Origin of the sequence: Microbacterium sp. SCN 71-21 (genome assembly GCF_001725695.1) — a bacterium.
GTDB lineage: Bacteria > Actinomycetota > Actinomycetes > Actinomycetales > Microbacteriaceae > Microbacterium > Microbacterium ginsengisoli.
Map to the genome: position 1 here is coordinate 1 of NZ_MEGA01000068.1, position 11,865 is coordinate 11,865.

The window sequence follows — 11,865 nt, forward strand, 5'->3', positions numbered from 1 at the left end:
CCGACGAGGTGGTGGCGCCCCGCGCGTACGAGGCCGACCGCACCCACACGCTGCCGCTCGACATCGTCGCGCAGATGGGGGAGATCGGTCTGTTCGGATTGCCTTTCCCCGAGGAGGTCGGCGGCCAGGGCGGCGACTACATGGCCCTGTGCCTCGCGATCGAGGCCCTCGGACGCGTCGACCAGTCGATCGCGATCACCCTCGAGGCCGGCATCGGGCTGGGCGCCATGCCCGTCTTCCGCCACGGCAGCGACGCCCAGCGTGAGAGGTGGCTCCCCGACCTCGTCGCGGGGCGAGCGCTCGCCGGTTTCGGTCTCACGGAGCCCGAGGCGGGATCGGATGCAGGCGCCACCCGCACGACCGCGAGGCTCGACGGCGACGAATGGGTGATCAACGGGGCGAAGCAGTTCATCACCAACTCGGGCACCGCCATCACCCGCTTCGTGACGGTGACCGCCGTCACCGGCGCCCGCGTCGGACGCCCCGAGATCTCGACCATCATCGTGCCCAACGGCACCCCCGGGTTCACCGTCGAGCCCGCCTACGACAAGGTCGGCTGGCACGCCTCCGACACGCACCCGCTCACCTTCGTCGATGCCCGGGTGCCGGCCGAGAACCTCCTCGGCGAGCGGGGCCGCGGCTACGCGAACTTCCTCGCGGCGCTCGATGAGGGGCGCATCGCCATCGCCGCGCTAGCGACCGGTGCCGCAGAAGGATGCCTCGAGGCATCCGTCGACTACGCCAAGTCGCGCACCGTGTTCGGGTCGGCGCTCGCCGGCAGGCAGGGCATCCAGTTCCTCATCGCCCGCATGCAGGCGCGCGTGCATACCGCCCGCCTCGCCTGGCACTACGCCGCCCGGCTGCGCGACGGCGGCCGGCCGTTCAAGACCGAGGCGGCGCTCGCCAAGCTCGTCGCCAGCGAGGCCGCGATGGACAACGCGCGCGATGCGACCCAGGTGTTCGGCGGGAACGGGTTCATGAACGAGTACCCGGTCGCCCGGCACTACCGCGACGCGAAGATCCTCGAGATCGGCGAGGGTACCACCGAGGTGCAGCTGCTTCTGATCTCCCGGTCGCTCGGCCTCGAGGAGCCCGCCCGTGTCTGAGCCTGTCGACCCGCGCGCACCCATCGAGCAGCGCGGACTCTACTTCGAGGAGTTCGAGGTCGGCGCGCGCTACCGTCACCGGCCAGGGCGCACGGCGACCGAGGCCGACAACGTGCTGTTCACGACCCTCACCATGAACCCGCAGGCCCTGCACCTCGACGCCGCGTACGCCGCCACCCAGCCGTTCGGACGGCCCCTCATCAACTCGCTGTGGACCCTCGCGACCATGGTCGGCCTCTCGGTCGCGCAGCTCACGCAGGGCACGCTCGTCGCCCAGGTCGGCCTCGACGACATCTCCTTCCCCGCGCCGCTGTTCGCCGGTGACACCCTCATCGTCGAATCCGAGGTGCTCGCCGCGCGCATCTCCGGATCGCGCCCGGGCCAGGGGGTTGTGACCCTGCGCCACACGGGCCGCAATCAGGACGGAGTCGTGGTGGCCGCGGCATCCCGGATCGTGCTCGTCTGGTGTCGAGACCGGGGCGAGTCATGAGCGTCGAGCTGCCGGGGCCCGCGCTGCTGTTCTGCCCCGCCGACCGACCCGACCGGTTCGCCAAGGCCGCAGAGCGCGCCGATGGCGTCATCCTCGATCTCGAGGACGCCGTCGCCGCCGCCGACAGACCCGCGGCCCGGGCGGCCCTCGCGGCTGCAGATCTCGACCCCGACCGCACCATCGTGCGCGTCAATCCGGTCGGAACCGCCGACCACGTCGCCGACCTCGCGGCGCTCGCGACGACGCCGTTTCGCACCCTGATGGTCGCGAAGGCGGCGTCTGCGGCAGCGCTCGCGACGATCGACATCCGCTACCGCCTCATCCCGCTCTGCGAGACGGCGCGCGGCGTCATCGAGGCCGAATCCCTCGCCACCCTCCCCACGGTGATCGGTCTGATGTGGGGCGCCGAGGACCTCGTCGCCTCGCTCGGCGGCACCTCCAGCCGTGCCCGGGACGGTCGCTACCGCGACGTCGCTCGCCATTCCCGATCGCGCGTGCTGCTCGCCGCGGGGGCGTACGGGCTTGCCGCGGTCGACGCCGTGCACATCGACATCGACGACGAGCGGGGGCTGGCCGAGGAGGCACGGGATGCCGCAGCATCCGGGTTCCACGCGACCGCATGCATCCACCCCGCCCAGGTCGCCGTCGTCCGCGCGGCCTACGCGCCGACCGTGGCGGAGGTCGCGCGTGCCCGGGCGGTGCTCGCCGCCGCCGAGGATTGGGCGGGGGTGTTCGCGTTCGACGGCGCGATGGTCGACGAGCCGCTGTTGCGGCACGCCCGCGCGGTGGTCGCCCGCGCCGGCGGGTGAGGGGCCGGCCGGCCGCTGTCAACCCTGTGCGCAGCGGGAGTGGCACGCGACATGATCGGTTCGGCATCGCGTGGGCGCTGCCGAGAGGAGAAGTGTCATGGGAGTTGGTGGAGGCATCGCCCTCATCGTCATCGGTGCGATTCTCGCGTTCGCGCTGAACATCCCGGTCGGCGGGTTCGTGAACCTGTCGCTCATCGGCTACATCCTGATCGCCGCGGGCGTCGTGGTGTTCATCATCGGTCTGGTCTCGATATCGAGGCGTCGTCAAACCTCGACCGTCACCCGCACGGAGGTCGATCCGGCGAGCGGTCAGCGGACCACCCGTTCGACCACGGAATCCACGAACGACACCCTCTGACGTGCGCGCGTCGGGGTGTCGCATGCACGACGCCCCGACCCGCCCTCAACGCAGGCGCAGGTCGAGTCGCCGCAGCAGCTGGGCGTTGGCGGCGACCACGATCGTCGACAGCGACATGAGCACGGCACCCACCGCCATCGGCAGCACGAAGCCGATCGGGGCGAGCACGCCAGCCGCGAGCGGTACGGAGACCAGGTTGTAACCCGCCGCCCACCACAGGTTCTGCACCATCTTGCGGTAGCTGGCCCGTGACAGGTCGATGACCGAGACGACGGCGCGCGGGTCGGACCCCGCCAGCACGACCCCGGCCGAGGCGATCGCGACGTCGGTGCCGGCGCCGATCGCGATGCCGACGTCGGCTCCCGCGAGCGCGGGTGCGTCGTTCACGCCGTCGCCGACCATCGCGACGCGGTGACCGTCGGCGCGAAGCCGCGCGACCTCGGCGGCCTTGTCCTCGGGGCGCACTCCGGCGATCCAGCGCGTGATGCCGACCTCGGCAGCCACGCGCGCCGCCACCGGTTCGGCGTCTCCGGTCAGCATCACGACGTCGACGCCGCGTTCCCGCAGCGCGGCGACCGCCTGCCGCGAGGTCGGGCGCACCGCGTCGTCGAGCGCGATCGCGCCGATCGTGCTGCCGTCGACGACGACGTGCAGCACCGTCGACCCGGTGGTGCTCCACGCCTGCGCCACCGCAACGGGCGCGAGTCCGGCGGCGGCGAGCAGGGCCGGGCCGCCGACCGAGATGCGGTGTCCCTCGACGCGGGCGACGACCCCGACGCCGGGGGTCGTGACGATGTCGTGGGCCTCCGGCAGTCGGATGCCGCGACCCTCCGCCGCAGCCACGATCGCCCGGGCGAGGGGATGCTCCGACTCGCTCTCGGCAGCGGCGGCGAGGCGCAGCATCCGGTTCTCGTCCGTGGAGTCGAGCGCGGTCACCTCGGGAGTGCCCGCCGTGAGGGTCCCGGTCTTGTCGAACACGACGACGTCGACCGTGCGCATGCTCTCGAGCGCGAGGCGATCGGTCACGAGGATGCCGGCGCGGGCTGCGAGGCCGGTCGCGATGGAGACGACGAGCGGGATCGCGAGACCCAGTGCGTGCGGGCACGCGATGACGAGAACGGTGATGGCGCGCACGACGGCGTCATCAGGCAGGCCGACCGCCGTCCAGACGACGGCCGTCACCACGGCGGCCGTCAGCGCGAACCAGAACAGCCACGCCGCGGCACGATCGGCGATGCGCTGTGCGCGGGTCGTGGTGCGCTGCGCCTCGGCGACGAGCCGCGCGATGCCGGCGAGAGCCGTGTCGTCGCCGACCGCGGTCACCTCGACACGCAGGCCCGAGTCGGTCGCGACCGTGCCGGCGACGACGGCATCGCCGGTCGAGCGCGTGACCGGGCGCGATTCGCCGGTGATCATCGACTCGTCGATCGCCGCCGTTCCCGACACCACGCGCCCATCGGCGGGAACGCGTCCGCCCGGGCGCACGACGACCACATCGCCGACCCGCAGCGTCGCCGGGTCGACCGACTCGGTGCCCTGGGCGGTGACACGCTCGGCCCGATCGGGGAGCAGAGCGGCGAGCGCGTCGAGCGCGGACGACGTCTGCGCGACGGCCCGCATCTCGATCCAGTGCCCGAGCAGCATCACGACGACGAGAAGCGCGAGCTCCCACCAGAAGTCGAGCTGGTGGTCGAGCAGCCCGAGGGAGGCCCCCCACGATGCGACGAACCCGACCGTGATCGCGAGGGCGATGAGCAGCATCATCCCGGGCCGCCGCGCCCGCAGCTCGGCGACGCCGCCGACCAGGAACGGACGCCCGCCCCAGACGTACATCACCGTGCCGAGCACCGGCGACACCCACGACAGAACGGATGCCGCGGGCACCTCGTAGCCGACGAGCATCGCGAACATCGGCGAGAAGGCGACGACGGGCGCGGCGATCACGAGCATGATCCAGAACAGGCGACGGAACTGGCCGACGTGCGCGGAGTGATCGTGGCCGGAGTGGTCGTGGCCGGAGTGGTCGTTCCCCGCGTGGTCGTGTCCCGTGTGGTCGTGCGCCGAGTGATTGTGGTCGGCGCGGTCAGTGTGGTCGCTGGCGACGGTGGCGTCGCCGTGGTCGTGCACGGAGTGACTCGCGTGGTCGTCGTGCGCGTCGTGCCCGCCGTCGTCTTCGCACCCCGCATGGTCATGCCGTTCGTGGGCGTCAGCGGGTGCCGGCGCTGCGTAGCGCGGCGCGTCGGGGGAGTGCGGGTGCACCTGAGGGTGCGGATGCACGTGGTCGTCCGTCTGATCGGGGCTGTTCGTGGTCACAGATCCTGTATACCCCTGAGGGGTATGTCGGCGCAACCGGCCGACCACAGCGCGGTCGCGTTCCGCGCCGCGTGTGGCCGTCGCGCGACGGGTCTGCCAGGATCGCCCCGTGAGCATCGACGCTTCGGCCCCCCTGTCCGGCACCGCGCTGACCCTTCGTGGCGGCGGATACCTCGCCGAGTTGAGCACGGTCGGCGCGACGGTGCGCGTCCTCCGCTTCGGTGACCGCGACCTGATCGTCCCGTTCGCCCGCGACGAGGTGCGCCCCGCGTTCCGGGGCGCGACGCTCGCGCCGTGGCCGAACCGCATCGTCGACGGCGAGTATCGCTTCGCAGGGGAGACGCATCGCGTCGCCCTCACCGAGCCGGAGCGAGGCCACGCCCTGCACGGACTCGTCGGCTGGCACGACTTCGCCGTCGTGGCCCACACGCCCGAGCGCGCCCTCCTGACGACGACGATCGCGGCGCAGTCCGGATACCCCTGGCGGGTTCGCGTCGACGTCGACTACCGACTCGACGGCTCCGGGCTCACCCAGACGGTCACCGCCGTCAATCTGTCCGACACTCCGGCGCCGTTCGGCACGGGACCCCACCCTTACCTCCTTCCGGCGACGGGCTCCGTCGACGAGGCGCTCCTGCACCTCCCCGCCTCCCGCGTGCTCGAGGTCACCCGGCGGCGCCTGAAGCCGCTCGACCTCGCCGAGGTCGCCGTCGACGCCGCTCGCTTCGACTTCCGCGAACCGCGGGTGATCGGAGAGGTCTGCATCGACCACGCGTTCACCGATCTCGCGCGTGACGGCGCGGGTGTGGCATCCGTGACAGTGACGGATGCCACGGCCCGAGGCGCGCGCATCACCTTCGACGCCGGGTCGCCGTGGGTGCAGATCTGCACCGCCGACCAGCCCGGCGGCCCGGGAAGCCCCGGACACCGCATCGGCGTCGCCGTCGAGCCGATGACGTGCGCGCCGGACGCCTTCAACGCGGAGCGGTACCCGTTCGACACCGGGGTGCGGTCGATCGCGCCGGGGGAGGCAGCATCCGTCACGTGGACGCTGTCGGCAGTGGGAGACTGACTCCACCGCGGCGCCGCCGCGTGCGAACGGGGAGCGCATGACAGACCGCACCGACACGAGCAGGCTCGATCCGGAAGACGCCCAGGAGGGACCCATCGGCACCACGGGGGACCGCGCGCTCGCGGTCGCGGACTTCTCCACCGAGGACGCCGGGTATCACAAGACCCTGCGACCGAGGCAGATCCAGATGATCGCCATCGGCGGTGCGATCGGCACCGGCCTCTTCATGGGGGCCGGCGGGCGTCTCGCCTCGAGCGGACCCTCTCTCGTGCTGGTCTACGCGATCTGCGGCTTCTTCGCGTTCCTGATCCTCCGGGCCCTCGGCGAGCTCGTGCTGCACCGCCCGTCGTCGGGGTCGTTCGTCTCGTACGCGCGCGAGTTCTACGGCGAGAAGCTCGCCTTCGTCTCGGGGTGGCTGTACTTCCTCAACTGGGCGATGACCTCGATCGTCGACGTCACGGCAGCAGCTCTGTACGTCAAGTTCTGGGCGCAGTACTGGGAGCCGCTTCAGCAGGTGCCGCAGTGGCTGATCGCCCTGCTCGCCCTCGTCGTGGTGCTGTCGGTCAACCTCGTGAGCGTGCGGCTGTTCGGCGAGATGGAGTTCTGGTTCGCCCTCATCAAGGTGAGCGCGCTCGTGGTCTTCCTTGTCGTCGGCGTCTGCTTCATCGTGTTCGGCGGGCGCACCGACATCGGTGCGACGGGCTTCTCGGTCATCGCCGAGAACGGGGGCGTGTTCCCCCTCGGCGCCGTCGCGCCTCTCCTCGCGATCTCGGGGGTCGTGTTCGCCTACGCGGCGATCGAGCTCGTCGGCACCGCGGCGGGTGAGACGGCCGAGCCGGAGAAGGTCATGCCGAAGGCGATCAACACCGTCGTCTTCCGCATCGCGATCTTCTATGTCGGCTCGGTGCTGCTGCTCTCGCTGCTGCTGCCGTTCACCACCTACGAGGCCGGAGAGTCTCCGTTCGTCACGTTCTTCTCCCACATCGGATCCCCGCAGGCGGGCGCCGTCGCCGGGTCGGTGATGAACTTCGTCGTGCTCACGGCCGCGCTCTCGAGCCTCAACGCCGGGCTGTACTCGACGGGTCGCATCCTGCGTTCGATGTCCGTCAACGGCTCCGCCCCACGGTTCACCGCCAAGATGAGCCGTCACGGCGTGCCGTTCGGCGGCATCCTGCTCACCACCACCATCACGCTCTGCGGTGTCGGCATCAACGCGCTGTGGCCTTCCGAGGCCTTCGAGATCGTGCTGGAGATCTCCGCCCTCGGCATCATCGGCGGCTGGGCGACGATCATCCTCTGCCAGCTCAAGCTGCGGACGTGGGCGAAGCGCGGCATCCTTAAAGAGCCCTCGTTCCGCCTCTTCGGCGCGCCGTACACCTCGTACCTCACGCTCGCCTTCCTGCTGTTCGTGCTCGTCACGATGGGCTTCTCGGAGAGCGGGCGCTGGGTGCTCGCCTCGCTCATCGTGCTCATCCCCGCGCTCGTGATCGGCTGGTTCGCCGCCCGCAAGGGCATCTACGCCGCGGCGGCCGCACGCGAGGGCTACACCGGCACGCACCCCGTCGTCGCCGGACCGCCCCGACCCGAGGAGGATGCATGACCGCCCCCGCTCCGTACCTTCACTTCGACGGCGAGGCCCGTGCCGCGCTGGACTTCTATGCGGCCGCGTTCGGAGGTGAGGTCGAGGCCTACACGTTCGCCCAGTTCTCGCGCACGGACGGGCCGGGCGAGGCGATCGCGCACGGCATCCTGCGTGGACCGGTCGAGCTGTTCGCCGCCGACATCGCCCCGGGGGAGGAGACCACGCACGTGCGAGGCGTGCTGTTCTCGCTGCTCGGCTACGCCGACGCCGACACCCTGACCCGGTGGTTCCAGGCGCTCGCCGATGGCGGCACGATCGTCGACGACCTGCAGGTGCGCCCGTGGGGCGCCCACGACGGTCAGGTCACCGACCGTTTCGGCCTCACCTGGCTCATCGGCTGGGAGGACTGAGCCGGGCCGAGCCCCGGGGGCCCGGCCACGGGCCGGGTGATCCGTCGCCGTGACTCAGACCCCGTGACTCAGACCCCCGGGGGTCGCCGACCTGCCTAACGTCGGAACTTCTGCCCGACCCGCCGGTGCTGGGTCCGAACTCCCGGCGTGTCGGCGAGAACATCCGACGGTGCGCTCAGCCCGGGTCGGGCAGGGGCAGCCTGGCCTCGGGCAAGGGGCAAGGGGCAAGGGCCAAGGGGCAGCCTGGCCCCGGGGAAGGGGCACGCGGCACGGGGGGCATCCAAGGTCAGGGCCGCGCGGCGCCCGCCCGCGCACAAGCCGCCCGCTCAGCGGGCGCGCACGCGTACGAGGTCGTCGCCGAGGTTCTCGGCGAGCCACGTGAGCCAGGGTGCGACCGCGCGCCAGTGCGCCGAGATCTCGTCGTATGCGACGGGGGTGAACCACCAGTCCTCGACGGGTTCCCGCAGCCCGACGGCGAGGTGCTTGAGCCGCAGCAGGTCGATGCGCGGGTGGTCGACCGGGTAGCCGCGCGGTGCGGTGCGCAGCGCGTCATCCGTCATCAGGGTGAACCCCGCATCCGTGAGGCCGGCGAGCACCGGCTCGAGACGGGCGAAGGATGCCTCGTCGGCGACGATCTCCCGGAAGCGGGCGAGTGCGGGCGGCGGAACGTCGTAGACCCCGCCGCCGACGAGCAGGCCCTCGGCGGACAGCTGCAGGTAGAACGCGACCGGAGGCGTCGAGGACACCATGCCGATGTGGGTCTTGTACGGCGTCTTGTCGGCGCTGAAGCGCACGTCCCGGTAGGGACGGAAGATCTTGAGCCCGCCGAACTCGGGTTCGAGCTCGCCCGCGAGCAGCTCGAACGGGGTGCGCACGTTCTCGTCGTAGCGGTGCTTGTTCGCCAGCCACCACTCGCGCGTGTTGTTCTCGGCGAGCTCGCCGAAGAACGCGATCGCGTCGGGGTTGAGGCCCGTGAAGCTCATGATGCTGCGGATGCCGCGGTGCGCTGCACGAGCGACGACCACCAGATCAGCAGGCCGCCTCCGGCGATGCCGAATACGAGCCAGGTGATCATTCCGCCGACGGCGCCGGTGATGAAGAATCCGGCGCTGAACGCGGCGATCCAGGCGACGGTGAGCACGACGGAGCCGACGACCAGCAGAATCACCGCGGCCCACGGGTGGGCGCGGAACACCCGGAAGCCGTGCCAGGGCCGCTGGCCGGCGGATGCCGCGGCCACGAGGCATCCGGCCGCTGTCAGCACGAGCGGAACGAGGATCGAGACGGCGCCGGCGACGACCAGCAGGATGATGACGAGCAGCGACATCCACCCGAAGGCTGCGACGCGCGGCCCACCGGGCGCACGGGTCGCGAATGCCCACGCCGCCCAGCCGAGCAGCCACACCTCGACCACGACGATCACGATCGACACGACGCCGATGATCGAGAGCGCCGTCGTGTCGGTGCTGCCGACGGCGGGCAGAGCCGTCAACCCCTGCGCGACCGCGCCGAGCACGATGACGAGCGCGAGGGCGATGCCCGAGCGCACGCGGCTCATTTGCCGGCCGCCTTGTCGAGCACGGGCTGCAGGTCACCGTCGTAGAGGGTCGTGTCGCCGACCTTCACGATGAGGGTCGTCTTCGCGGACGCGGGGGAGCTCACGGTGATCGTCTCTTTCGTCAGGGTCTCGCCGGTGCAGCTGACGCCGCCGTCGGTGGCTCGCGTGCACACGGGCGCGGTCAGTATCTCGATTTTCGCCGATTGCAGCACGTCGATCCCCGCGTACCTCACCTCTTCGAGGTGGGTGCCGCCCACGGGGGCGATGGCCTGCACCTGGGTGCAGGCGGTGAGGGATGCCGCGGCCACGACGAGCGCGGCCAGCGCCCAGGTGCGTCTCACGATGCCGCCTTCTGCTCGTGGGCCAGGATGCGTGCGCGCTCGGTCATGCGCTGGGCCTCGAGCGCGGCATCCGTGATCTTCTCGAGGTCGAACGGGGCCGGGAGCAGCAGCTCGGTGTTGCGGTCGAGGGCGGAGCCGCGACGCATCGCCGGGGATTCGGCCCAGTCGTTGGCCGCGAACTCGCGGGCGCGAGCGGCGAGGTCGCGGGACGCGCCGGTGCCGGCGGGAGTCGCCGCCGAGGCGTGGTCGAGCACGGTGGTGAAGATCGAGAGGGTGCCGTCGCGGTTGTCGACGATCTCGAGCACCTGCTGCTGCTGCGGGAAGTCGATGCACGAGGCGGTCGTGATCTCCCAGAAGCCGCCGCCGTTCGCACCCGGGTGGGCGAGGATCTGGTTGAGGTGCGTGTGGCCGTTGAGCCAGGCGATGGCGACGGGGTAGGCCAGGAGCAGGTCGATGACGTCTTCGGCATGGTGCAGCACCGTGGTGTCGCCGGGGCGCTGGGCGTCATTCTCGAGAGTGAGGCTGTTGTGGTGGCTGAGCACCACGACGAGCATGCCCTCGGTGGTCGCCTGCTGCAGCTGAGCCTTCAGCCACTGGAACTGCACGTCGGGGAGGGCCCCGTCGGGGCCGGCCACGGCGTTGCAGGTGTCGAGGCCGATCGCGCGCACGAACGGCGAGAGCTGCGCCGTCCACCAGGTCTCGCCCGAGTCGAGGTTGTGCTGGGTGAAGCCGTGGCCGATGGGTCCGGGCTGCGTCTCTGTCGTGAAGTGCTCGGCCATGAAGTCCCGCTGTGCGAACAGGTAGCGGCCGGGGTTCGCGGTGACCTCTTTGAAGCCGGGGCGTCCGAGCCAGAGGCCGAACGCGTCGAGCAGCTGCGTGACGGCGCTGCCGCTGGCGGCGTAGCCCGCGAGCGCCATCGATGCCGTCGCTTCGAGTGTGTACGCCTTGCGGCCGCCGACGGCGAGGGCGTGCAGCGTGGGGCTGAGGTTGAACGTGCCGAGCAGCAGGGTGTCGTGGTTGCCGTAGACGGCGTACCAGGGCGCGGGGAGGCCGGGGGAGGTCGCCGGGTGGCTGATGGCGTCGTCGAGCAGGGTGGGGAGGGTGGGGAACCCGTAGTCGCCGAACGATCCGCCGCTCGGATCGTTCGGGCGGTACGCCCACGTCGCCTCGGGCCACGCCTGCACGCCCTGATACGTGCTGCCCGAGGACGCCGGGTTCACCGAGAGGCCGTCCATGAGGTCGATGTACCAGCGCAGCTCGAGGTGGGAGTGCATGTCGGCGCTGTCGCCGGTGACGACGGCGGCGCCCATCGGAACCCCGGTGAGCGGGGAGTAGCGGGCGTCGGAGAACGCCTGCACCATGGCCGCCGTCGTGTGCGGACTGAGCGGATCGTGCGGGTGGAACGCCGAACCCCAGGCGGAGTGGTCCTGCACGATCATCGGCTCGATGCGGCCGGGTGACTGCGCGTCGATGACGTGCAGGTCGCTGAGGTGCCCAAGGTAGAGCAGCGACCGTCGGCGACTCGTGCGGGTCGGGTCGGCGGTGCGGCCGAGCACGTCGTAGCGGGCGATGTAGGGCTCGCCGACGCCCGTGGTGAGGGTGCGGTACGAGCCCTTCGTCACCGGTCCGTAGAGGATCGTCTGCAGCAGGGTGCTCGGGATCTCCCCGGGGTCGGTCTGGGCCAGAGCAAGCTGCGGGGCGAGGGTCTCGACGCTCACGCCGAGTGCCGCCGCGAGGGCGGCCGTACGCGCCAGGAACTGGCGGCGGGAGAGTCCCCCCATTGCTGCCCTTCGGGTCGGCAACCGTGTGCGAGTGGGCTCATCATG

At 71.3% G+C, this 11,865-nt stretch carries 12 protein-coding genes; 7 read left to right on the top strand and 5 right to left on the bottom strand.

Annotated features, from left to right (window positions below):
- The 4 genes from ABT08_RS10175 to ABT08_RS10190 form a co-directional block, all read left to right on the top strand.
- Positions 1-1,106: acyl-CoA dehydrogenase family protein (locus ABT08_RS10175; protein ID WP_288114868.1), on the top strand; the 1,106-nt coding region annotated here is incomplete at its 5' end.
- Positions 1,099-1,596: a MaoC family dehydratase gene (locus tag ABT08_RS10180; protein ID WP_045245890.1), complete on the top strand. Its 498-nt coding sequence runs from the start codon at positions 1,099-1,101 to the stop codon at positions 1,594-1,596. The genes ABT08_RS10175 and ABT08_RS10180, both read left to right, overlap by 8 nt.
- Entirely contained in the window at positions 1,593-2,405 is an 813-nt protein-coding gene (locus ABT08_RS10185) for an HpcH/HpaI aldolase/citrate lyase family protein (RefSeq protein WP_056210319.1), read from the top strand. Before ABT08_RS10180 ends, ABT08_RS10185 begins: the two co-directional genes overlap by 4 nt.
- 97 nt (positions 2,406-2,502) lie before the next feature.
- A complete protein-coding gene (locus ABT08_RS10190) occupies positions 2,503-2,763 on the top strand; it encodes a DUF6458 family protein (RefSeq protein WP_045245894.1) in 261 nt (86 codons plus the stop codon).
- Positions 2,764-2,808: 45 nt separating this feature from the next.
- Here the strand turns inward: ABT08_RS10190 and ABT08_RS10195 are convergent, their stop codons facing one another.
- Entirely contained in the window at positions 2,809-5,076 is a 2,268-nt protein-coding gene (locus tag ABT08_RS10195; protein WP_288114870.1) for a heavy metal translocating P-type ATPase, read from the bottom strand.
- Between the two features lie 109 nt (positions 5,077-5,185).
- Here ABT08_RS10195 and ABT08_RS10200 point away from each other — a divergent pair, with 109 nt between their 5' ends.
- Genes ABT08_RS10200 through ABT08_RS10210 form a run of 3 tightly spaced genes read left to right on the top strand, consistent with a single transcriptional unit; the run spans position 5,186 to position 8,140 of the window.
- Entirely contained in the window at positions 5,186-6,148 is a 963-nt protein-coding gene (locus ABT08_RS10200; protein ID WP_353743291.1) for an aldose 1-epimerase family protein, read from the top strand.
- Between the two features lie 37 nt (positions 6,149-6,185).
- On the top strand, positions 6,186-7,748 hold the full coding sequence (locus ABT08_RS10205) for an amino acid permease (protein WP_082486323.1): 1,563 nt from the start codon (positions 6,186-6,188) through the stop codon (positions 7,746-7,748).
- Positions 7,745-8,140: a VOC family protein gene (locus ABT08_RS10210; protein WP_045245895.1), complete on the top strand. Its 396-nt coding sequence runs from the start codon at positions 7,745-7,747 to the stop codon at positions 8,138-8,140. Before ABT08_RS10205 ends, ABT08_RS10210 begins: the two co-directional genes overlap by 4 nt.
- A 326-nt stretch (positions 8,141-8,466) precedes the next feature.
- On the opposite strand, the gene ABT08_RS10215 is transcribed toward ABT08_RS10210, so the two are convergent.
- Genes ABT08_RS10215 through ABT08_RS10230 form a run of 4 tightly spaced genes read right to left on the bottom strand, consistent with a single transcriptional unit; the run spans position 8,467 to position 11,820 of the window.
- A complete protein-coding gene (locus ABT08_RS10215; RefSeq protein ID WP_056210316.1) occupies positions 8,467-9,165 on the bottom strand; it encodes a DUF2461 domain-containing protein in 699 nt (232 codons plus the stop codon).
- On the bottom strand, positions 9,120-9,698 hold the full coding sequence (locus tag ABT08_RS10220; protein ID WP_056210315.1) for a hypothetical protein: 579 nt from the start codon (positions 9,696-9,698) through the stop codon (positions 9,120-9,122). Before ABT08_RS10220 ends, ABT08_RS10215 begins: the two co-directional genes overlap by 46 nt.
- Positions 9,695-10,039, bottom strand: coding sequence for a hypothetical protein (locus ABT08_RS10225; protein WP_056519176.1), 345 nt, complete (start codon positions 10,037-10,039; stop codon positions 9,695-9,697). The genes ABT08_RS10220 and ABT08_RS10225 overlap by 4 nt, the downstream gene beginning before the upstream one ends.
- Complete coding sequence (locus ABT08_RS10230; RefSeq protein ID WP_288114871.1) at positions 10,036-11,820, bottom strand: TIGR03767 family metallophosphoesterase; 1,785 nt, start codon at positions 11,818-11,820, stop codon at positions 10,036-10,038. The genes ABT08_RS10225 and ABT08_RS10230 overlap by 4 nt, the downstream gene beginning before the upstream one ends.
- Between the last annotated feature and the right edge of the window lie 45 nt (positions 11,821-11,865).

Bases quoted from the DNA above. Each gene is read 5' to 3' on its own strand.
- ABT08_RS10185 (WP_056210319.1), top strand. From the start codon at position 1,593: ATGAGCGTCGAGCTGCCGGGGCCCGCGCTGCTGTTCTGCCCCGCCGAC.
- ABT08_RS10190 (WP_045245894.1), top strand. From the start codon at position 2,503: ATGGGAGTTGGTGGAGGCATCGCCCTCATCGTCATCGGTGCGATTCTC.
- ABT08_RS10205 (WP_082486323.1), top strand. From the start codon at position 6,186: ATGACAGACCGCACCGACACGAGCAGGCTCGATCCGGAAGACGCCCAG.
- ABT08_RS10210 (WP_045245895.1), top strand. From the start codon at position 7,745: ATGACCGCCCCCGCTCCGTACCTTCACTTCGACGGCGAGGCCCGTGCC.
- ABT08_RS10220 (WP_056210315.1), bottom strand. From the start codon at position 9,698: ATGAGCCGCGTGCGCTCGGGCATCGCCCTCGCGCTCGTCATCGTGCTC.
- ABT08_RS10230 (WP_288114871.1), bottom strand. From the start codon at position 11,820: ATGGGGGGACTCTCCCGCCGCCAGTTCCTGGCGCGTACGGCCGCCCTC.